The 20982-nt window shown below is 64.8% G+C and carries 17 protein-coding genes; 7 read left to right on the plus strand and 10 right to left on the minus strand.

The genetic code is table 11. The annotated features are described in order from the left end of the window. Nucleotides 1–60: 60 nt before the first annotated feature. A complete protein-coding gene (locus tag BBIA_RS04490) occupies nt 61–1806 on the minus strand; it encodes a hypothetical protein (RefSeq protein ID WP_162179164.1) in 1746 nt (581 codons plus the stop codon). Here BBIA_RS04490 and BBIA_RS04495 point away from each other — a divergent pair. After that, nucleotides 1786–2934, plus strand: coding sequence for an Mrp/NBP35 family ATP-binding protein (locus BBIA_RS04495; RefSeq protein ID WP_033493155.1), 1149 nt, complete (start codon nt 1786–1788; stop codon nt 2932–2934). The two genes, BBIA_RS04490 and BBIA_RS04495, sit on opposite strands and share 21 nt — an antisense overlap. Nucleotides 2935–3000: 66 nt before the next feature. Here BBIA_RS04495 and BBIA_RS04500 read toward each other — a convergent pair whose 3' ends face one another. The 7 genes from BBIA_RS04500 to BBIA_RS04530 form a co-directional block, all read right to left on the minus strand. Then, on the minus strand, nt 3001–4917 hold the full coding sequence (locus BBIA_RS04500; protein ID WP_033493156.1) for an ABC transporter ATP-binding protein: 1917 nt from the start codon (nt 4915–4917) through the stop codon (nt 3001–3003). 1 nt (nt 4918) lies between these two features. Then, nucleotides 4919–6721 carry an ABC transporter ATP-binding protein gene (locus tag BBIA_RS04505; protein WP_081892005.1) on the minus strand — a complete coding sequence of 601 codons (1803 nt, stop codon included), beginning with the start codon at nt 6719–6721 and terminating at the stop codon, nt 4919–4921. A 209-nt stretch (nt 6722–6930) separates the two neighbouring features. Beyond that, entirely contained in the window at nt 6931–7368 is a 438-nt protein-coding gene (locus BBIA_RS04510) for a DUF3592 domain-containing protein (protein ID WP_033493160.1), read from the minus strand. 203 nt (nt 7369–7571) lie between these two features. Further along, on the minus strand, nt 7572–9008 hold the full coding sequence (gene glnA / locus BBIA_RS04515; protein ID WP_033493162.1) for a type I glutamate--ammonia ligase: 1437 nt from the start codon (nt 9006–9008) through the stop codon (nt 7572–7574). Between the two features lie 283 nt (nt 9009–9291). Then, a complete protein-coding gene (locus tag BBIA_RS04520) occupies nt 9292–10107 on the minus strand; it encodes a DUF4191 domain-containing protein (protein WP_033493163.1) in 816 nt (271 codons plus the stop codon). A 106-nt stretch (nt 10108–10213) separates the two neighbouring features. Continuing rightward, complete coding sequence (locus BBIA_RS04525) at nt 10214–11803, minus strand: FAD-dependent oxidoreductase (RefSeq protein WP_081892007.1); 1590 nt, start codon at nt 11801–11803, stop codon at nt 10214–10216. A 138-nt stretch (nt 11804–11941) separates the two neighbouring features. After that, nucleotides 11942–12553: a DUF3043 domain-containing protein gene (locus BBIA_RS04530; protein ID WP_033493166.1), complete on the minus strand. Its 612-nt coding sequence runs from the start codon at nt 12551–12553 to the stop codon at nt 11942–11944. 110 nt (nt 12554–12663) lie between these two features. Between BBIA_RS04530 and BBIA_RS04535 the strand changes: the two genes are divergently transcribed. Beyond that, nucleotides 12664–14031 (plus strand): dipeptidase, encoded by a 1368-nt coding sequence (locus tag BBIA_RS04535; RefSeq protein WP_033493168.1) that lies wholly within the window; start codon nt 12664–12666, stop codon nt 14029–14031. Nucleotides 14032–14098: 67 nt separating this feature from the next. Here the strand turns inward: BBIA_RS04535 and BBIA_RS04540 are convergent, their stop codons facing one another. Both BBIA_RS04540 and BBIA_RS04545 read right to left on the minus strand, forming a co-directional pair. Beyond that, nucleotides 14099–14755, minus strand: a complete 657-nt coding sequence (locus tag BBIA_RS04540; protein ID WP_051923779.1) for a response regulator transcription factor — start codon at nt 14753–14755, stop codon at nt 14099–14101. A gap of 8 nt (nt 14756–14763) precedes the next feature. After that, nucleotides 14764–15957 (minus strand): sensor histidine kinase, encoded by a 1194-nt coding sequence (locus BBIA_RS04545; protein WP_033493170.1) that lies wholly within the window; start codon nt 15955–15957, stop codon nt 14764–14766. Between the two features lie 340 nt (nt 15958–16297). Between BBIA_RS04545 and BBIA_RS04550 the strand changes: the two genes are divergently transcribed. From BBIA_RS04550 to BBIA_RS04570, 5 genes are all read left to right on the plus strand, one after another. Further along, on the plus strand, nt 16298–16993 hold the full coding sequence (locus tag BBIA_RS04550) for a hypothetical protein (RefSeq protein WP_152600505.1): 696 nt from the start codon (nt 16298–16300) through the stop codon (nt 16991–16993). Between the two features lie 102 nt (nt 16994–17095). Beyond that, entirely contained in the window at nt 17096–18169 is a 1074-nt protein-coding gene (locus BBIA_RS04555) for a hypothetical protein (RefSeq protein WP_033493174.1), read from the plus strand. After that, nucleotides 18160–18939: an ABC transporter ATP-binding protein gene (locus BBIA_RS04560; protein WP_152600506.1), complete on the plus strand. Its 780-nt coding sequence runs from the start codon at nt 18160–18162 to the stop codon at nt 18937–18939. Before BBIA_RS04555 ends, BBIA_RS04560 begins: the two co-directional genes overlap by 10 nt. Continuing rightward, on the plus strand, nt 18936–20021 hold the full coding sequence (locus BBIA_RS04565; protein WP_033493176.1) for a hypothetical protein: 1086 nt from the start codon (nt 18936–18938) through the stop codon (nt 20019–20021). The genes BBIA_RS04560 and BBIA_RS04565 overlap by 4 nt, the downstream gene beginning before the upstream one ends. A 255-nt stretch (nt 20022–20276) precedes the next feature. Continuing rightward, nucleotides 20277–20879 (plus strand): ECF transporter S component, encoded by a 603-nt coding sequence (locus tag BBIA_RS04570; RefSeq protein ID WP_035138045.1) that lies wholly within the window; start codon nt 20277–20279, stop codon nt 20877–20879. Nucleotides 20880–20982 lie beyond the last annotated feature (103 nt).

Genomic DNA, 20982 nt, shown 5'->3' on the forward strand with positions numbered 1-20982 from the left:
CACCAGTCTACCGGTGACCAGTTCCCGGGATTGGGTGGGACAATCCCGGGAACCGGAGCATCACTCTTCAGGTTCGATGCGCATGCGGATACGGAAGGGACGGTGCGATTGCGCGCCCTCGATCACGAAGGCATCCCCGTTCTCCCGGCGCATGATCCCATGAGGGATCACCCAGCAGCGGTCGGGGCGTAGCGTCACGCGCGGTTCCAGTCCGGGTTCACTGACGGTCAGCGCGAACGGCTCCCACATCAGCATGAAGGAGTCGGTCACCGCAGCGAACATCATGCGCGAGGATTGCATCCAGTGCTCCTCTGCGACATGCACGCGCGTATTGAGCAGCACGGGATCGCCGTTCACCTGCGACAGCAATCCCAACGGCGAGACGCCGAACGTCAGCCCGCGCAGCGGGTCGTCCAAGGCCAGCCGATTCGCATCGTCGGGGGAGAGGTGCAACGTGCGATCCAACGGGGACGGCACATAGGCGAGGCGGCGGCTGACTACGCCCAGCCGCAATCCGTCGAACCGCCAATCCGTCTGCCATCTGAGCCGCAATCGCGGCATATCCGACAGCAGCGCCCCGATCCGCCACCACACCAGCCATGCCGTGAACCCGAATCCCACGCCGAGCGTCATCATCTGCCAGCCGCGTTCGACCGGGCGCAGTTCCTGCCAGCCGTGATCGACGCCGAACATGAATCCAGCCGCCAGACACAGCGCGCACAAGCCCGTCAGGAACACGCAGGCCAGCATCCAGAATACGGCGGTGGCACGGGTCGCGACCGGCCTGTCGCGCCAGCGCAGGCGTGAATGCGTCAGGGTGCGGCGCGCGGCGAGACGGCGACGGGAGAGCGGCTTGCTCGAGACATCGATGAAATCGTTTGCGTCCCCGTTATCCCCGTCATTGCCGGCATCCTCGGTATCGGAACCGACATCCGCGGCAAACGGAGAGGACATGGCATCGTTGCCGTCAAACGGTTCCTGTCCGGCTGCGTAGTCTCGATTGCCGGCATCGGCGTGCAGGGTCGGTTCCGATGCATTCCGACGCCGCCGTCGATTGCTGTCGTGCGTGTGATCCCATCGCGTGAAATCCTCAAGCAGCGCCGTCGGCACAGCAAACTCGGCAAGCATCGCTTTCGCTTCGGTGAACAGCGGAACGTACTTGGCCAGTTGCCATGCAATCGTGCCCAATAGCAGCAGGATGATGGTGGCGAGCCAGGCGATGACGCCGCCGGTCAGATCGCATGTGGCGATGATCGCGGCCAGAAACGCGATCATGCCGGACAGGATGATGGTGCGTTCGATGGCGATCGTCAGATCGACGAGCGCATTGTGCGCGTTTGCGGCCAGATCATGCCATTGCGCGATGGGCGACGTGTCATCGGCGTCGCCGTCATTCTTCAACCGATGCTCGGTATAGCGCAGCACGCGCTCGTAGTCGCTGCGGCCGAAACGGCGATAGACGGCGAATCCTGCTGTGATCAGCAGGCAGACAATGAGATCTAGCGCAATCATGGCAACCCCGTACGGCCGTATTGGCGACAACGTTGTCATACTATCAACGCGCATCCAGCCGCCCCGCCTCCGTCTCATCGCTCGACATCGTCCCGACGGTTCGTCGCACGGCGACGCACATTGCGATTGCCGGCACAGGAATGTTGCCGTCTGATGTGCTCTCCGGCTGAGGAGTGACATCGTCACACGTTCCGGCACGGCTTGCGGTGATTGCATCTGGCATGGCGGGCGATCGCACGCTAGGCTAGGTGGGGCACATAAGGAGGATGATTCATGACAGCAGACACTCGGCATATTGAGGCGGCCATCTACGAGCGGCTCAGCAGGGTCATCGACCCCGAGCTCGGCCGGTCGGTCACCGATCTGGGCATGATCGCGGCGATCAACGCGGTGCCGGCGGACGGCGGGACCGATGCGGTCGAGACGAGCGGCGACGGACAGGCCAAGACCTATGACGTGACCATCCAGGTCGAGCTGACCGTGCCTGGCTGTCCGCTGAGCGAGACTATCACCAATCAGATCAACGGCGCGGTCGCCTCCTATCCTGACGCGCGGCTCACCCCGCACATCGAGGTCACCTCAATGAGCCACGACAAGCTCGCCGACCTCGTCGCCGACCTCAAGGCCGAACGCAAGCAGAACCCGTTCAACAAGCCCGGCATCAAGACGCGCATCTTCGCGATCGCCTCGGGCAAGGGCGGCGTCGGCAAATCATCCGTCACTGCGAACCTCGCCGCCACGTTCTCCGCGCTCGGCTACGACACGGCGGCCATCGACGCGGACATCTACGGCTTCTCCCTGCCGAAACTGTTCGGCGTGCACACGCAGCCCACGAACCTGAACGGCATGCTCATGCCGGTGACCGCGTGGGGCGTCAAGCTCATTTCGATCGGCATGTTCGCTGGCGCCGACCGGGCGATCCTATGGCGCGGCCCGCGATTGCAGCGTTCGCTCGAACAGTTCCTCGCCGACGTGTGGTGGGGCGAGCCGGACGTGCTGCTGCTCGACCTCGCGCCCGGCACCGGCGACATGGCGATCTCCGTGGCGCAGGCGCTGCCGAACGCCGAGCTTGTGGTCGTCACGACCCCGCAGCCGAGCGCGTCCGACGTGGCCGTGCGCTCGGGGCTGGTCGCGCTGCAAGTGCCGATGAAGGTGCGCGGTGTGGTCGAGAACATGAGCTGGTACGAGCACAAGGGCGAGCAGCTGCGCATCTTCGGCGAAGGCGGCGGCGAGCGCGTGAGCGAGCAGCTCACCGATGCGCTCGGCTACGACGTGCCGCTCATGGCGCAGCTGCCGCTCGAACCGGAACTGCGCGAGACGGGGGAGTCGGGTCGGCCGGCCGTGCTCACGCCCGAAGGCGCGCTGCGGACCGACGGCATCGGCCGCGAGTTCCGCGCGCTCGCCGAACGGCTGATGCGCTGATCTCGGCGCATCAATGCGGCGCCGATGATGGCAAGGTCTGCCACCGGGCGCCTGCCGCCGGGCGCGTCACGCCGCAAACCGACGATAATACGGGCTGGTCCGCGCCACTTCGTCCGGCGCGCCGGCGGCCTCCACCGTGCCGCCGTTCAGCACCACCACGTAATCGGCGCTACGGGCCTGCGACGGGTCATGCGTGACTTGCACGATGGTCCACCGGTCCTTGCGCGCGTCGAGATCGGACAGAATGCGCGCCGCCGTCTCGTGGTCGACCGCGGAAGTCGCCTCGTCGAGCAGCAGGAACCGTGGAGCGCCTGCAACGGCCCGTCCGAGTGCGATGCGTTGCGCCTCGCCGCCGGACACGTTGGAACCGCCCTCGTTGAGCATGGTATCGAGCCCATCCGGAAACGCGGGCACCCGGGACAGATCGGCGGCCTGCCGCAGAGGTTCGTCGGCATCGGTCGTTTTGTTCCCGCCCAGTCCGTAGGCGAGGTTCTGGCCGACCGTGCCGGCGAAGATGTACGGATGCTGCGGCGCGTATCCGAACGCGGCGCGATAGCGATCCAGCGCAATGTCGGCTGCGGGAACCGCCGCCGACGAGCCCGTCTCTCCCGTCGCATCGGCCTTGCCGTCGCGCAGCCCGATCAATCCCGAGGTCGGTTCGTACAGGCGTAGCAGCAGTTTGAGCAGCGTGGACTTGCCCGCTCCGTTGCCTCCGACGATCACCGTGCGCTTGCCGTGCGGAATGACCAGCGACACGTCCCTGAGCGCGAGGCGACCGTCCGGATAGGCATAGGTCACGTCGTCGACGACCAGATCGCCGTCGACCGTCGCGGTAGCCGACGTTTCGTCCGCCGAGGCATCAGGCGTCGCGGCATTGGGCGTGACGATCGGCGCCGCGTTTCCGACGGCCGACGCGTCCTCATCGCCCGACTCGCCTGTTCCGATCGTTTCGACGGGCAGGCTCATGATGTCGCCGGAATGCTCGAGTCCGCCCTGCGCGCCCTTGATGGCCTGGTACTGCACCACGATCTGCTGCAGTTGCGTATTGACGTTGCCCAGGTAGGTGGAGAACACGTTGATGCCGTCATGCGGCAGTTCGCGGCGCCGGATCATGCCGCTGCCGAACACGGCGACGGCGATGGAGCTGATCGTGCCGTACAGCGTGTTGATCGGCACGATGACGGCGTAGATGAGGCCCATGAACAGACCGGCCCGGTATTTGACGTCGATGGCGGCGTCTCCTTGCGCGGTTTCGTCGCGCACTGCGTTCTGCGCCTTCACGTAGCGGATGTTCGCCAGATGCTCGGAGAAGAACTCGGTGGTCGCCTTGGTGCCGTCGTAGTAGCGCTTCGCCGCCGCGAAGAACAGCCGGCCGCCCAGAACGAACAGCAGGATGAACACCGGCACCAGCAGGAGCAGGAAACCGGTCAGCCGCGCGTTGTATTGGAACAGGACGATGAACGCCTTGCCGAACGCGTACAGCGAGGACGCCAGCGTGATGGTGCTCGTGATCGCGTATCCGGCCCATGTCACGGACGTGGTGACGCCCGAAACGTAGGAGGACGGATTGTCCTGTTCGATCACGCGCAACGGCAGTCGCAGGATGCGCCCCCATACCAGATTGCGGGCGTTGCGTGTGGTGCGCTGTTCGGCGTATGCACTGGTCATGCCTTGGGCGAGCGCGAGGATCGAATTGCCGACGGTCAATGCCACGTAGCCGATGATGATGCCGTTGCCGAGCTTGCCGTTGTACAGCTGGACGCTGTATGAGGACACGCGCACGGTCAGGTCGCCGTAGACGATGCCGATGACGAAGCTGATCGCGTACAGCCACCATGGGATGCGCAGCGTGCGATAGAACGTGAGGAATTGCCTCCATAGTCCCCTGCGCTTGGCTCGTTCGTTCCCGTTGCCGATGCCGGTCGCGTTGCCGCCGCCAGGAACGGCGTTGCCGGGAAGCGTTGCGATTGCAGTCGTTGTCATATCAGTCCTCCTCGATTCCGGCGATCCTGCGGTAGTCCGCATCGCGCGTCACCTCGTCCGGCGCGCCTTCCGCCACGGCATGTCCGTCGTCCACGACGATCACGTGGTCGGCGCGTCTCAGGGCGCCGTCGTCATGCGAGACGGTCACGATGGTCGCGTCTTCGGCCAGCGCGCGCAGTCCCGCCCATGCGGTTTCGCGCCGGTCGGCGTCGAGATCGCTCAGCGCCTCGTCGAGCAGCAGCACCTGCGGGCGCTTCAGCGCGGCCCGGACCAACGCGAGCAGCTGGCGCTCGCCGCCGGACAGGCCTGCACCGGACTCCGCGAGCCGGTGGTCGAGCCCGCCGTCCAGCGCATGCAGCAGCCCGCCCGCGCCCACGGCGTCGATCGCCCGTTCGATTTCATCGTCGCTGATGCTCCGATTTGCGCCGTACAGCAGGTTCTGTCGTATGGTGCCTTCGAAAAACACGTTGCTCTGCGGCACGAACACCACGGCATTGCGGTAGGAACCGAGCGCATAGTCCTGTATGTCGGTCGCGGCGCCCGCCGCGCCGGCGCCCTCGCTCGCGACGCGAATCGAACCGGAGTCCGGCGTGCGCAGACGGTCGAGCAGCGTCAGCAGCGTCGTCTTGCCGGCACCGGACTTCCCGACGATCGCGGTGACCTTTCCCGCCGGGATCGTCGCGGACAGTCCGTCCAGCGGCCGGCGGTCGCCGTAGGCGAACGAGACCTGGTCCAATACGATGTTGCCGTGCAGATCGTCGGCCGGAACGCCTGTGCCGTCATCTTCGCCACGCTGTTCGACGATGTGCGCAATGCGGTTGATCGAACCCTGCGCCCCTTTGAACGAACTCCAGTAGCCGATGGACACCAGCGAGATGATCTGGCTGGAGAACATGAAGAACGCCACCCACTGCTGCGCGTTGATGGCGCCGGAGGCGAGGAAGGATCGTCCCACGAGCGCCACGACGGTGAACTGTATCGCGGTGGCGATCGCGAACGCCGGCGAGCTGAGCTGCGAGACCCAACTGCCCTTGACGGTGTACCGGTACAGGTCCTGGATGCGTGAGGCGCTGCGTGCTGCTTCCTGGGATTCGCGCCCGTTCGCCTTCACGACGTCCGCATGCGTCACGGTTTCCGACAGGTTGCGCGTGAATTCGGCGTTGGCGGTGTTCGTGCGGTCCGCAATGCTGTACGAGAGCTTGCCGAACACGAAGTGGACGGCCACGAACAGCGGCAGCGTGGCGGCCAGCGCCCAGGTCAGGCGCGGATCGTAGGTGCCGACGGTGTCGAGCACGGCCCACAGCGAGTACACCTGCACGATGAGCTCCAGCACCACGTTCACCACCAGCTGGCTGACGCTCTCCACATCCGAGACCACACGGGAAATGAGCTCCTTGGGCCGGTTGCGTTCAAAGAACGACAGTGGCAGCGTGAGGATCTTGCGCCACACGGCGCGGCGCATGCGCCGGTCGATCAGCGACGAGCAGACGTAGCTGACGAACGTGGACACCGCCGTCAGGCCGGCGTTCGCCAGCGTGAACGCCACGAACGGCAGCACCACGGTCACGAAGCCCACGTCGCCGGTGTAGAGGCGAGCGCTGTACGTGGTGACGTCGATCGAAAAGTGGACCAGTACGATCCGCAATGCCAGATAGCCGATGATCCATGCGATGGGCAGTCGCGCGATGCGCAGCACATTCCAGAATCGCGCGTAGATGCCGGTGTCCTTTTCGCGCAGTCCGTCCAAAAAACGCGTTGTGACCGGGCTGACCGGTTGTTCCCCCAATGATGTGTTTATAGGCATTAAAATATGTTCCCCTCATAAGTGCGCGGTAGGTTCGACCGCGCACGCATAGCATAGCCATAGCGGTGGGGAAGAAATGCGGGAGTTGATATATCGATAACCTATGACGGGATATCGGCTATATAGTCTTCATTGGCGATATGTACATTAACGTTAATTTTATTCAAGGTGACTTGTCTGCGGCATTGGACGCATCCAACACGCAAGAATCACTCCCACTTGGCGAGCCACGGTCCAATGTTCGCCGCGATGATCCACACGCCGCCGATGGTCCATGCGCCGCAGAGCGATCCGAAGAAGATGTTCCATGCGGTGTTCCCGCTGGGTCGGTTGAACGTGGCTCGCGCGGCTTTCGGGTCGTCGGGATCGTAGTCGATGTCCATCGGATCGCCGGGGTGGTATTCGCGGTCGTAGTCGATGCCGAGCGTGTTCAGCTCATACGAAACCCCGTCCACCTCGTACCGCACCACGTAATGGTGGTCGATGACCGTGCCGTCGGAGTCCTTGTCCTCGACTCTGCGCAGCACGGTGCCGCTGGTCATGGCAGTGGCCCGCTTGGTCAGCCGATACTTGCCGAATATTTCCGCGACGAATATGAAGAGCATCAGCAACCCGGACACCAGCATGACGGCGCCTCCAAACAGCATGACGGCCCCCCTTGTCACCCGTTCGTTAAACCGATACCCTCATTATCCCACTCCGGCTCCTGAAGAAGAAGCGGCCGCGATGCCGACTGAGATGGAGTAGCAAAAAGAACCCCCGTCAACATGGCGGGGGTTCTTTTTGCATTCAGCCTGTATCCCAGTTCATTAAGAACCGGCGGAATCAAGCTATTTTCAACACCTGAAGATCAGATGTGGAAGTACAGCTCGTACTCGAGCGGGGTCGGGGCCAGGCGGGCCTGGTCGATCTCGCCGCGCTTGATGTCGATCCACGTTTCGATCAGGTCGTCGGTGAACACGTCGCCGGCGGTCAGGAAGTCGTGGTCGGCCTCAAGGGCGTCCATAGCCTCAGCCAGGGAGCTCGGGACCTGCTTGATGCCCGCGTGCTCTTCCGGCGGCAGCTCGTAGAGGTCCTTGTCGACCGGCTCCGGCGGCTCGATGTGGTTGAGGATGCCGTCCAGGCCAGCCATGAGCTGGGCGGAGAAGGCCAGGAACGGGTTGCAGGACGGATCCGGGGCGCGGAACTCGATGCGCTTTGCAGCCGGGGAGGTGCCGGCCAGCGGGATGCGGATGGCGGCGGAACGGTTGCGGGCCGAGTACACCAGGTTGACCGGGGCTTCGAAGCCCGGAACCAGACGGTGGTAGGAGTTCAGCGACGGGTTGGTGAAGGCCAGCACGGAGGAGGAGTGCTTGATCAGGCCGCCGATGTACCAGCGGGCCAGATCGGACAGACCACCATAGTTCTTCTCATCGTAGAACAGCGGCTTGCCGTCCTTCCACAGGGACTGGTGGCAGTGCATGCCGGTGCCGTTGTCGCCCGCGAGCGGCTTCGGCATGAAGGTCGCGGCCTTGCCGGCCAGAGCGGCGGTCTCGTGAACCACGTACTTGTACTTCATCAGGTCGTCGCCCGCGTGCTGCAGGGAGTTGAAGCGGTAGTTGATCTCCTGCTGGCCAGCGCCGGCGACCTCGTGGTGGGAACGCTCGAGGATCAGGCCGACCTTCTGCAGGTTGGCGACCATGTCGTCGCGCAGATCCTGGGTGTGGTCGATCGGCGGAACCGGGAAGTAGCCGCGCTTGACGCGGTTCTTGAACGCGATGTTCGGGGTGCCGTCCTCTTCGGTGTCGAGGCCGGTGTTCCACGGGGCCTCGATGGAGTCGACCTCGTAGAAGGAACGCTGCATGGAGTTCTCGTAGCGGACCTTGTCGAAGATGAAGAACTCGGCCTCCGGAGCGAAGGACGCGGTGTCAGCGATGCCGGTGGACTTCAGGTAGGCCTCGGCCTTGCCGGCGACCTGACGCGGGTCGCGGGAGTACGGCTCGTCGGTCAGCGGGTCGACGATGGAGAAGGCCACGTCGAGGGTCTTGTGCTTGCGGAACGGATCGACGAAGGCGGTCGTGACGTCCGGCACGAGCTTCATGTCGGACTCGTTGATGGCCTGGAAGCCCTCGACGGAGGAACCGTCGAACGGCATGCCGTCGGTGAACGCGTCCTTGAGGAACTCGCTCGCCGGCACGGTGAAGTGCTGCTGAACGCCGATCAGATCGGTGAAACGAACGGAGACATACTCGATGCCTTCCTTGTTGATAAGGGCCTCGGCGTCTTCCTTGGACTTGAGTTCGGTCACGGGACCGCTCCTTTCATGAAGTAACTTACAGGCTTACAGTCTAGAAACGAGCGTTTCGCCCGCTCGTCATTTCGGTTACGAGCATGTTTCGTACGCGCGAAGTCGAAGCGTCTGCAGGACCGATTCGGCGGAATATCTTGATTTTTTGGTTACGACGTGGTAAGCCGCGCGTCCGCGTCGCGTTCGATTGGTGAGATCGGACATGAAAAAGCCCCGGCAGTACGATGACTGCCGGGGCCGTGCAGGCCGGATGCGTTGCGTCGGTCGGCCGCATGATTCGCGATCAGCGACCGCGCATGGCGCGACGGCTGACGCGCTGCGGGCGGTTCGGGTCGATGCCCTTGGGGATGCCGTAGCCGGCCTTGGCCTGCAGCGTCTTGAGGCGCGCGTTGAGCGTGTCCAGCTCCTCCTTGGTGAGCATGAAGCGCGTGGTCGGCTTGATCTTGTACCACATGGTGTCCCACCAGCCGGTCGGCTGTGCCTTAGGCTGGTACGACTTCTGCTTGAGGATGGTCTTGCGCAGGTTCTGCAGGCGCACCTGGTGTTCGCCGGTGCCCACGTAGATGCGGTAGACGGGGATGCGAGAGCCGGCGGTGACGCCCTTGATGCTCTGCTCCTGGCGTTCCATCGGGCGCTGCAGGCGGTTGTAGTCGCCTTCGCCGAGCAGGTAGATGCCGTTGTAGCCGGTGCCGCGCCAGATTGCGTCCTTGGTGCGCGGGTCGATCCACACGGGCTGTTCGGGGAAGCTGAAGCCGGCCTTGCTGATGTTGCCGAGCACGCTAACAGCGGCGCCCGGACGGCCTTCGATCTTCTTGTAGCCGACACGGTCGGCGCGGTTGGTGAGCACCATCGTGGCGAACAGCATGCCGAGCATGATCGCGGTGATCACCAGCAGGATCCACGACAGAATCGTCCAATGGAACGCGATGCCCAGAATAATGAACACGACCAGCGGGCCGAATCCGGCGCCGGCGAGCATCCACGGCAGGTTCTTGTCCTCAGCAACCGTGTACTTGTAGATCTTCCGGATCTGCTCGATGGTGGTGGCCATGTTCGAGAACAGGCCCTTCTTCTTCGGCTTCTCGGCCTTGTCAGCCATGTAATTCCTCACTTGCTCATGGGTGGACACACTATTCCACCACTTTACCAGCACCGCCACCCCGCCATGCGAACCCTAGGAGAGCGGCGGCGCGGAACTTCGCGGTTTAGCGCGTGTGCAGCGGCCGTCCATCGGCCTTGAGCAGTGCCTCGCCGAGCGTTTCCGCAAACGTAGGATGCGGATGGATGAGCCGGGCCGCATCGTGCAGCGGCACGCGATTGCCGACCAGCTGTTCGGCCTCGGCGATCAGATCGGACGCGAGCGGCGACACGATATGCACGCCGAGCACGACCGGCACGTCCGGATCGGATGCGTACGCGCCGGACACGACCGACATCGATCCGGCCGAACCGGACATGAGCATGCGCGCGTTGCCGAGCATCGGATACACGGTTTCGCTCACCGATTCCAGATCGTCGCGCGACTGCGCCTGGTCGAGCGTCAAACCCACGCTGGCCGCTTCGGGCGCGCTGAACACGACCTGCGGCACGGTCGCGTCGTCGACCGGCTTGGGATCCAGTCCGGCGATCGCCTCGGCTACGACGATGCCCTGCTCAAACGCGCGGTGCGCGAGCGCCGGACCTTCCGTGATGTCGCCGACGGCCCACACGCCGGGCAGACTGGTGCGGCACAGTTCGTCGGTGACGACCATGCCGGCCTGGTCGAGCGTCACGCCGGCGTCATGCATCCACGCGGCGTCGGTGATCGGGTCGCGGCCGATCGCGATCAGCGCGATCTGCCCCCACACGGTCTGCTCGCCGTCTTCGCCGTCGCGCGTGTAGTGCACGGTCGCGCCGAGGTTCGCGCCGGTGTCGATGCCGGCGACGTGGCTGTGCGTGACGACCTTGACGCCGTGGCGTTTGAGTTCGCGCGTGAGCGTGACGCCGGCGCGCCGATCCCAGCCGGACAGGACGCGGTCTTTGCGGATGAGCAGGGTCACGTCACAGCCGGCCGAACTCCACATGGACGCGAATTCGAGCGCGATCGCGCCGGAGCCGACGATGACGGCGCTGGCGGGGAATTCGTTGATTTCGAGCGCGTGCGTGGAGTCGATGACGGCCGCGTGGAACGGGACGCCGGGCAGCGGGCGCGGGCGCGAGCCGGTGGCGAGGACGACGTCGTGCGCCGTGACCGAAACGGTTGTGCCGACAGGTTCGCCGACGCCGGCCTTCGCATAGCGTTCGACCTGGCCGCCGTCCGCGGTGGGGGAGGCGTTGACCGTGAGCGCGTAGCGTGCCGTGTCGCCGTCGTTGCCGTCGCCGTTGGCCGTGCGCGCCGACAGTCCGGCGACCTCGCCGCGATACACGGTCACGCCGCGGTGCGCGAGCAGTCCGGCCAAGCCCTTGGTCATCGTGTCGATGATGTGCAGGCGATAGTCGTGCAGACGGCCGAAGTCGATGCCGTCAACGGTCGCGTTCACGCCGAGCTCGGACACGCGATGCACGGTGTCGATCGCGTGCGTGGCGGTGATGAGCGCCTTGGACGGGATACAGCCGCGGTTCAGGCAGGTGCCGCCGAGCGTCGCGTCGCGTTCGATCAGGGCGACGCGACGGCCGAGCTGCGCCGCGCGCAGCGCCGTCGAATAGCCGCCGGGGCCCGCACCGACGATGGCGATGTCGTACTGTTCCTCATGCTGTTCCACGATTGCCTCCCTAATATCTTCTCGGCTCCCCTTGTCAGGAGAGCCGTCATGCATGGCATGACTGAGGGGTAGTCAGAAGTTTTGGAACGTTCTTGGCTTTGACGCTCCCCCAGTCAGCTTCGCTGCCAGCCCCCTCAGCCGAGGGGGCCAAGAACCAAAAAATGGCTCCCCGCACAGGGGAGCCATGAACGATCACTCGGGGAAATGACCACGCTTGGGGTAGCGCGGCTTCGGCAGCCTCCAGCGGCGCACCTGAATCGCGCGGCTCCAGGCGTACGTGCCGGAGCGCATGCCCTTGGCCACGGACTTCTCGCCGAACTTCTCGACGAGCTTGACCTTGAGCTTGCGCCACATGAGCCACACGTCGATGATCACCGCGAACAGGTACACGTACATGAGGATCATAAGCGGCAGCGACAGCTGCGGGTACACGGTGGTGACGATCATCGAGCCGAACAGGATCACGATCGCGACCGGAATGAAGAATTCGCCGAGGTTGAAGCGCGCGTCCACATAATCGCGGATGTACACGCGCCACGGCAGACGCTCCGCCTTGGGCATGTGGTTGATGTCGCCGGTCTGCATCGCCGTGTATTCGGCGTCCTCCTTGGCACGCAAACGGGCCTTCGCTTCCTTGGCACTGGCCTTGCGGTCGGCGGGCACCAGCGGGCGCAGGTTCCGGTTTTGCGCCTCCTTCATCTTCGGGGTGGGACGGCCCTTCTTCTCGCCCCTGACCGGTTCGGACTTCACAGTCTCTTCGGCCGGCTTCTGGGCCTCTTCCTTCTTGAACGGATTCCATGTCATGTCTGCCCACACTACGGCCACGCATAGACGCGCGGGAGGGCGCGCAAGCCGCCGCAGCAAGCCGTTAGAATGGCTTGCGGAACTGTACGAACATGCAATGAAGGAGCATCATGGCAGCACTTACCGCCAGCGAAATCCGCGCCCGCGTCGAGGGCGACTGGGATCGCATCGTCGAACTGCTCAGCCGCAAGGTCGCGCTCAAATCCGTTTCCGCCGAAGGCATCACCGGCGAACACATGAAGCGTTCGGCCGAATTCGTCGCCGACGAACTGCGCAAGGTCGGCGTCGACGCGAAGGTTGTTCAGTCGCACAACCCGGACGGCACGCCGGGCGCGTGGGAGGTCATCGGCTCGCATATCGTCGACCCTGAAGCTCCCACCGTGCTCTTGTACGCGCACCACGACGTGCAGCCCGTGCCGGACCCGGCTGAATGGGACACCGACCCGTTCGTCGCGACCACGGTCGGCGACCGCCTGTACGGCCGCGGCTCGGCCGACGACGGCGGCGGCATCGCCATCCACTCCGGCGCGCTCAAGGCGCTGGGCGACGATCTCAAGGTCAATATCAAGGTGTTCATCGAAGGCGAGGAGGAGATGGGCTCGCCCAGCTTCATCCCGTTCATCGAAGAGCATGCGGCCGAATTTGAGTCCGACGTGATCGTCGTCGCAGACTCGGGCAACTGGGCAGCCGACATCCCGTCGCTCACCACGAGCCTGCGCGGCAACACGACCGTCGACGTGACCGTCCGCTCGCTCACGCACCCGGTCCACTCCGGCCAGTACGGCGGCCCGATCCTCGACTCGAACACGCTCGCCGCGATGCTCATCGCGTCCCTGTACGACGCGAACGGCGACGTCGCCGTGCCCGGCATCGCCGCGGACGAGCCGGTCGGCGGCCTGCAGCGCGACGTGGACGAGGCGGGCGTGCGCACCGACGCTGGCATCGTCGACGGCTACCGTCTCGCCGGCACCGGCTCACTCGCCTCACGCCTGTGGACCAAGCCGAGTTTGACGGTCATCGGTTTCGACGCGCACCCGGTCGACGGCTCGTTCAACGTGATCAGCCCGGCCACGCGCTTCCGCCTGTCCCTGCGCACCGCGCCGAGCCAGCGTCCCGAAGAGGCGCAGGCCGCGCTCGCCGACTTCCTGCGCGCGCACGCGCCGTTCGGCGCCGAAGTGACGGTCGAGGCCGGCGACAACGGCATGGGCTGGGCGATGGACCCGAACGCGGAGGCCACCAAGGACGCGCTCGAGGCGATGGAGGAGGCGTTCGGCGTCGCCCCGATCAACCAGGGCCAGGGCGGTTCGATCCCGTTCATTCCCGAACTGCAGCGCATCTTCCCGGCCGCTCAGGTGCTGGTCACCGGTCCGGAGGATCCGAAGGCGAACGCGCACAGCCCGAACGAGTCGATTTCGCTGCCGGGTCTGCGTGACAACGTGATCACCGAGGCGCTGCTGCTCGCCAAGCTCGGCAAGTAGCGCTTGACGGCGCCGCGCGTGCCGTGCGCGCAGCACGCGCAGCATGCGCGGCGCGCACGGACGGCGGTCAGTCGACGTAGCGCCCGTACATGGCGGCGATCTGACGGGCGCTCCTGTATCCGAGCTTGTCCATCGCGTGCTGCAGATGCTTGCGAACGGTGGCTTCGGTCATACCGAGCCGTGCGGCGATTTCGTCGTTGAGCAGTCCCTCGGCGCACAGGTCGGCGACCTCCTGCTCGCGCGGCGTGAGGGGAACGCGGTCGTCCGTCTCGTGGCGCACGCGAATGCACGCCGTTTTCGGCACGTCGAAGCCGGGCATCGCGCCGCCGGACGCCGTCAGCTCGATCGCGTCGCCGATCTGGCTGAGCTGCGCCTTGGACACGATGCCCTGTGCGCCGGCGTGGTGCATCGCGTCCGTATAACGTTCGAGCGGAAAGCTCGTCATGCCCAGCATGGCGAGCCTGTTGCTGTTCATGCGGATACGTCGGCACACTTCCGGCCCCTGCAGCCCCTGCAATGACATGTCGACGATGAGCAGCGTGGGCGCGGGTCGCGTGTTCGTGCAGTATTCGATCGCGTCGCGGCCGTCCGTCCCGGTCCACACGATCCGCGCGTCCGGCAGGCGCTCGATGACGATCCGCCGCATGGCGTCGATGGTGAGGAAATCATTGTCGAGAATCGCGACGAGCGGGTGCGCTCCGTCGCCGTCTGTGATGCCGGTCATACCCATCATTATCGTCCGCCGCCCGCTTTTGCGTCGCCGGTCGGCTGTGGCGTGCGCGCGTCGCCTGCGGGCAGGAGCACGTAGCACTCCCACTGTCCGTCGTCGATGCCGGCGCTGAACCTGCCGCCTCGGCGCAGGATCCGACCGCGGTAGAAGTCGAGCCCGTGGCCGCCGGGAAGCGTGACCTGCGCGGTGTGCGGGCGTATGTCGTTGACGGCGATGATCTGCGTGCCGGTCGCGCTGGCGGTCACGGACAGCTGGTAGTCGCCGCCCTCGAGTCCGTGCCGGATGATGTTGCTGTGCAGTTCGTGCACCAGTTCGCACACAAGCTCTTGGTCGCGTCGGGGCGGCGTCGGCGTTTCGGCGTCGACGTGCAGTGTGCTCGACCCGCGGAATCCGAGCGTGTGCAGGCTTTGCCCGCCCTGTGCGACGATCTGCGCGAGATGCTGGAAATACGACGCGTCGGCATGGTCGTTCGCGTGCGGTTCGTGCGCGTCGTCAAGCGCGTTGATGATGCGGTGCGTTGCGTTGAGCGCGCTGACGGCCGCGTCGTTGATCTGCGCCCATTCTCGTTCGCTGGTCTGCGCGTCGCCGTCGAGATGGCGCTGCGCGGCGCGTGCGATGAACGAGACGTCGCCGGAAACCGCGTCATGGATGCTGCGCGCGATGCGGGCGTCGTGCTCTAGACGCGCGGCCTTCGCCTGCGCGGATTCGGCGAGGCGCTTCGTTTCGAACCGGTCCTCTCTCCAGCGCAGCGAGCGTCCGAGCAGCGCCATGAGCGCGTACATGGCGATGATGGCGGCTATTTCGCGCGCGACGATCGCTGATGCGCGCGCGAACGTCACCTCGCACAGCAGCAGTGCGGAACATGCTGCGACGATGCCGATGGAGGCGCGGTCGGTGGCATGATACGCAAGTATGGCGATGGCCATCATCATGCCGTAGAAGTCCCATGACGGCGAGTTGGTGAACATGGCCACGATCAGCGGGTCCATCAGGATCAGCAGGACACTGCACGGCACGGGGAAGACGGCGGCGAGCAGAATACAGACGGTGAGCGCGACGGCGACGCAGACCGCGAACGCGCTTTCGGGGACTTCGACGAAGAAATCCCACACCGTGAACGCGGCGATGATGAGGCTGATCGCCGCGCGGGTGCGGGAATAGTCAGGTTTGAACAGGACTGACGGCGTGATGGTCATAACGGCCTCCTTCGCGCAGCGGATGCCCGCCTTGTTGCAAACGCTGGCAGAACGGTATTCATCCGCATTGACTCTCTCTGTTCTTGAAACGATGTCGTATACCAGCATAACGATTATGTCGTCATTTTCCGAATTGCCGGAGAACTTCACAAAATGGGTATATTAAGAAAACTACACAAAACGGGTAGCGTGTTGTGGTTGTGTGCAATGTAATATATATATATATAATTAAATGATCAGTGGCTCAAAAGGCCAAGGAATTTTCATTGACGATATTTTTTTATCCCTGATTTTCGGTGTGCGATGGGGAGTCGAACATGGGCTTCGAAAAGGAGTGGCAATGGGATGTGATTCTGGGTTGCGGCGTTGCTGTTTGGCGGCGGGGATTTCGCTGTGCATTGCCCTGTTCGGAGGCTGCGTGTCGACCAACGATGCGGGAGATGCCGATGGCGGCGGCGCTGCGACGGGTTCCGGGAAAATTGCGTCGTCGCTGTCGGCATATGCCGACTCGCTGCTGCAGGGCGACATGTCGGACGCGCAGCGCGAGAAAGTGGAGCGTGTCCGCGATGACGGCACGGTGACTACGGAGGATTACGAACAGGCGTGGAGCGACTTCAAGCAGTGCATGGTCGACAAGGGATATCACACGCCGGTATTGACCAAATACTCCAACGGTGTATACGAGGTGGCGTCGATCGACCCGTCGTCGATGAGCGACGAACAGCAGAAAAAATACGAAAATGATTACATTGCGTGCAACTTTGGTGAAGTACTGAATATCAATGCGCTTTACCAGCTTCAGGTGGGAAATCCATCACTGTATTCGGAGAATTACGATGGTGTGGTCGATTGTCTTATTCGAGAGGGAGTCGTCGACAAAACATATACGAAATCGCAGCTCGAAAAGGATTTAACCCCCAACGACAACGGCGAATGGGCGATAAACGTCGACGATCCGCAGATCGGCGCCTGCCTGGCGGGCAACAACATACGCGTGAGCCATAAGAACGAGAAAACGTGGAAACCTCTGGGATAAATCTGTCATACGCAACATGCGTATATGGGTATTTGACATTATAGGCACGTTGTGCAATCGTTAGCAGAAGCAAGTTGCGGGGAAGACCGAAGGTGGTTCCGTATGGCAGGTAACTCGGGCAAGGACAAGGTCGTTCGGCGCAGGGGGCGCACTGCGATCGCGTGGCTGCTGATCGCCGTCATTGTGGCGGCGTCCGGCGCGGTGGGCGCATGTGCGCTGTGGCTGCCCGACCGGGCGCCCGAGCTGCTCGGCTCGGCCAAGGAAGTCACCAGCGCGCCGGTCAACGTGCAGCAATACGCCGGCTCCCAGCAAGTCACCGTCGTCCCCACCGTCTCCGCCACGCGCGACCTGATCGGCAACGCCACCGGCACCGTCACCGGCGACTGGTCAAGCGAAGGCCTGACCTCCGGGCGCACCGCCATGAAAGTCAACGACCGCTACATCGTCGCGCTCAGCACCGCAACGCCGCTCTACCGCAACCTCAAAACCGGCGACAAGGGCGACGACGTGCTCGCCCTCAACGACGAACTCAACCGGCTCGGCTACAACTCCGCGCCCGGATCGAACATCTTCTGGTGGGCCACGTCCGACGGCCTGCGCCAGCTCATGAACGACAACGGCAACAACTCCGACGGCACGCTCAGCATCTCCGACATCCTCTGGATCCCCGCCGCATCCGTGCGCGTCGGCTCATGGACCGCCATCGAAGGCACCAGCGTGCAGGCCGGCACGGCCGTCGGCCAAATCCCCGGCACGCTCACGCAGCTCACCATCAAAAACGGGCAGTCGTCCGAACAGGACCGCACTATCACCATCCTCGGCCAAACCACCACGCTGCCCGCCGGACAGACCAGCATCACCGACGCCGCATTCTGCGACCAGGTCGCCGCAACCGACGACTACCGCGGCATGGACGCAGGCACGCTCGCCGCAGGCATCGGCGCAACCGTCACGCTCGGCGAACCCATCCAGGTCCTGCGCGTGCCCGCCGCAGCCGTATTCGGCGTCAACGGCACGCAAGGCTGCATCGCCACCACGGACGGCACCAACGTGACCGTATCCATCGTCGGCTCCGAACTCGGCGCAAGCCTCGTCCAGCCGGCCGACGGAACGGACGCCTCCGCCATCACCGGCGTCATGCTCGGCAAGAGCCTCTCCGGAAGGCAATGCCAATGACGGAACCTGCACGCGTCGTCACGCACGACCTGGCCCACCGGTTCCCCGGCACCGACGTGCTGTTCGAGCATCTCGACTTCACTGCCGAACCCGGACAGACCATCGCCGTGTGCGGGCCGAGCGGCTGCGGTAAATCCACGCTGCTGTCCATCCTCGCCGGATGGGAGAAACCGTATCGCGGCAGTGTCGAACGCATCGGCATACGCCGCATCGGCTGGGTGTTCCAAAACCCATACGGGGTGGCCGGCCGCACCGCGCTCGACCACGTCGCCTTCCCGCTGCTCGCCAAGGGCATGCGCCGGCGCGACGCCGAAACCGAAGCGCTCGACGCGATGAACCTGTTCGACCTCGGCTACGCGGCCGACCGCCGGTTCGGCGACCTGTCTGGCGGCGAGGCGCAACGCCTCATGCTCGCTCGGGCCGTCTGCTCCCGGCCCGACCTGCTGCTCGTCGACGAACCCACCGCCCAGCTCGACACGCGCACCGCGCACTCCGTCAGCCACGTGCTTGGCAACCTCGCAGGACAGGGCATGATCGTGCTCGTCGCCACCCACGACCCCGACACGCGCGACGCGTGCGGCCGTGTGCTCGATCTCGCCGACTACGCGCCGCGCGAAGGGGAAGACGTCGACGCGGACGCCGCGACGGCCGACGGACAACGCTGGCACGGCCCGCGATGGTTCCGGAAGCGCACTGCGCGGGCAGAGAACACGACGCGGGACGACCCGGCGGGCGGCGCCGACGTCACGACAACGGGGGAGCGGCCATGAGGCTCGGATCCATCATCTCCGAAGCGCTGCGCAACATCGGCTCCGGCACCGCGCACGCCGTCATCATGTTCCTCGCCGTACTGCTCGCCGGCACGCTGCTCGGCGGTTACGAGGCGGCCTCCGTGATCGGCCTCGAACGCGAGGCGACCACGCGCATCACCGCATTCGCCGACACGACCACCATCATGGGCGCCGCAATCGACGGCAGCGTATGCGACCGACTTCCCGACGCCGCCAACGGGCCCAGCATGGCCGGAGCCATGCGCGTCGGCGATCAGCTCACGCCCGCCTCCACGCCCGGCAAGGACATCGCCTCCTACCAGATCACGCCCGGCATGATCGACATGCTCACGGCCAACGACTCGACCGGACGCACCGACGCCGACGCATCCGGCATCTGGGTGTCCAGCGACGTGGCACGCGACTTCGGCCTCGCCGTCGGCGGGCCGTTCGACACTAACCACGGCACCGCCACCGTCGCCGGCGTCTTCGACTGGCCCAACGACGGACGCGACACGCGATTCGTCTACGCGATCCTCGTACCCGTCTCCGCCACCGACGGCACGTTCACCGAATGCTGGGCCAAGCAATGGCCCGCCAGCGACCAGACCGAAACACTCCTGTACTCCACCGTCGTCGCCTCGGACGGGCAGAATCCGGCCGGCGTGATGGCCGTCAACAAAGGCTTCGACTCGCACTACGACGCGCAATCCGGCTACCTGAACCGCATGACCCGCTGGACGCCGTTCGCCGCGCTCGCCGTCGGACTCCTGCTCGGCATCGTCGCCGTGCGCCGGCGACGGCTCGAATACGCGGGCGCACTGCACTCCGGCCAAACCAAAGGCGCGCAACTGCTCGGCATCACGCTCGAAACGCTGATCTGGGGCGGATCGGCAAGCGCGGCGAGCGCCAGCCTGCTCATCGCGTACTGTGCTCGCATGTCGCAGTCCGATCCCGCGGCCGTGCTCGTCGCCGCGCTGCGCACACCGGTCGCGCTGTTCGCCGGCGTGATGGTCGCGTCCGTATTGTCCGGGCTGACGATCCGCGAATCGCAGCTGTTCCGGTTCTTCAAGAACCGGTGACGACGGGCGGCGCCGGAACGAAAAACGGACGGAAGATGGGCGCAATGATGGACAACGGGAACGGTATGGGTTATGCTCGGGAGCGTTGACACGGGGGCCGCGGCCGGCGCACAGCGCACACGCCGGGGCTGAGAGGGGTTTCTTCCCGACCGATTGAACGTGAATCCGGGTAATGCCGGCGCACGGACGTCGCTCTTCCTCCCGTGCCTTGAAGACGCGCCGAACAGCGGCGCGCGAAAGAGAGAAAGGCACATCATGACTGCTGCAACCCAGAACGTGAACTTCAAGTGGCGCGTCGTCGACATTGCCGTCGCGTCCGTGATCGGCGTGGCCAGCTCGCTCGTCTACTGGCTGGTCGCCACGCTCACCTACACGCCGTGGAGCGTGCTCGACGCGGCCGTCCCCGGCCTGCCGGGCATCATCAACGGCCTGTGGCTGTTCGCCGGCCCGCTCGCCTCCATCATCGTGCGCAAGCCGGGCGCCGGCCTGTACGCGGAAGTCGTCGCCGCCGTGCTCGAAGCGCTGCTCGGCAACATCTGGGGCATCTCCACGCTGTACATCGCGCTCGTGCAGGGCCTGTTCGCCGAACTCGGCTTCGCCGTGTTCGCCTACCGCAAGTGGAACCTGCAGACCACGCTGCTCTCCGGCGTGCTCTCCGCGCTCGGTTGCTGGGGCTACTCCTTCTTCACCAACCTGCAGGCCATCAGCTTCACCGGCTCCTACGGCGTCGTCTACCTGATCACCACGCTGCTGTCCGGCCTCGTATTCGCCGGCGTGATCGTCTGGTACCTGTACATCGCCATCGCTAAGACCGGAGCGCTCGACAAGTTCGCGTCCGGCCGCGAAGTGCGCAACTGATTCGCGACAGACGCGCATCCGCTCAGCAGCCGCGCATCGCATCGCACCATGACGCATCGCTAACGCGCCGCCCGCGCGACCGGAACACGCCACGCCAATCGGC

Source organism: Bifidobacterium biavatii DSM 23969 (assembly GCF_000741165.1).
GTDB classification, from domain to species: Bacteria; Actinomycetota; Actinomycetes; order Actinomycetales; family Bifidobacteriaceae; genus Bifidobacterium; species Bifidobacterium biavatii.

Bases quoted from the DNA above. Each gene is read 5' to 3' on its own strand.
- BBIA_RS04495 (WP_033493155.1), top strand. From the start codon at position 1,786: ATGACAGCAGACACTCGGCATATTGAGGCGGCCATCTACGAGCGGCTC.
- BBIA_RS04490 (WP_162179164.1), bottom strand. From the start codon at position 1,806: ATGCCGAGTGTCTGCTGTCATGAATCATCCTCCTTATGTGCCCCACCT.
- BBIA_RS04500 (WP_033493156.1), bottom strand. From the start codon at position 4,917: ATGACAACGACTGCAATCGCAACGCTTCCCGGCAACGCCGTTCCTGGC.
- BBIA_RS04505 (WP_081892005.1), bottom strand. From the start codon at position 6,721: ATGCCTATAAACACATCATTGGGGGAACAACCGGTCAGCCCGGTCACA.
- BBIA_RS04510 (WP_033493160.1), bottom strand. From the start codon at position 7,368: ATGCTGTTTGGAGGCGCCGTCATGCTGGTGTCCGGGTTGCTGATGCTC.
- BBIA_RS04520 (WP_033493163.1), bottom strand. From the start codon at position 10,107: ATGGCTGACAAGGCCGAGAAGCCGAAGAAGAAGGGCCTGTTCTCGAAC.
- BBIA_RS04525 (WP_081892007.1), bottom strand. From the start codon at position 11,803: ATGCATGACGGCTCTCCTGACAAGGGGAGCCGAGAAGATATTAGGGAG.
- BBIA_RS04530 (WP_033493166.1), bottom strand. From the start codon at position 12,553: ATGACATGGAATCCGTTCAAGAAGGAAGAGGCCCAGAAGCCGGCCGAA.
- BBIA_RS04535 (WP_033493168.1), top strand. From the start codon at position 12,664: ATGGCAGCACTTACCGCCAGCGAAATCCGCGCCCGCGTCGAGGGCGAC.
- BBIA_RS04540 (WP_051923779.1), bottom strand. From the start codon at position 14,755: ATGACCGGCATCACAGACGGCGACGGAGCGCACCCGCTCGTCGCGATT.
- BBIA_RS04545 (WP_033493170.1), bottom strand. From the start codon at position 15,957: ATGACCATCACGCCGTCAGTCCTGTTCAAACCTGACTATTCCCGCACC.
- BBIA_RS04550 (WP_152600505.1), top strand. From the start codon at position 16,298: ATGGGATGTGATTCTGGGTTGCGGCGTTGCTGTTTGGCGGCGGGGATT.
- BBIA_RS04555 (WP_033493174.1), top strand. From the start codon at position 17,096: ATGGCAGGTAACTCGGGCAAGGACAAGGTCGTTCGGCGCAGGGGGCGC.
- BBIA_RS04560 (WP_152600506.1), top strand. From the start codon at position 18,160: ATGCCAATGACGGAACCTGCACGCGTCGTCACGCACGACCTGGCCCAC.
- BBIA_RS04565 (WP_033493176.1), top strand. From the start codon at position 18,936: ATGAGGCTCGGATCCATCATCTCCGAAGCGCTGCGCAACATCGGCTCC.
- BBIA_RS04570 (WP_035138045.1), top strand. From the start codon at position 20,277: ATGACTGCTGCAACCCAGAACGTGAACTTCAAGTGGCGCGTCGTCGAC.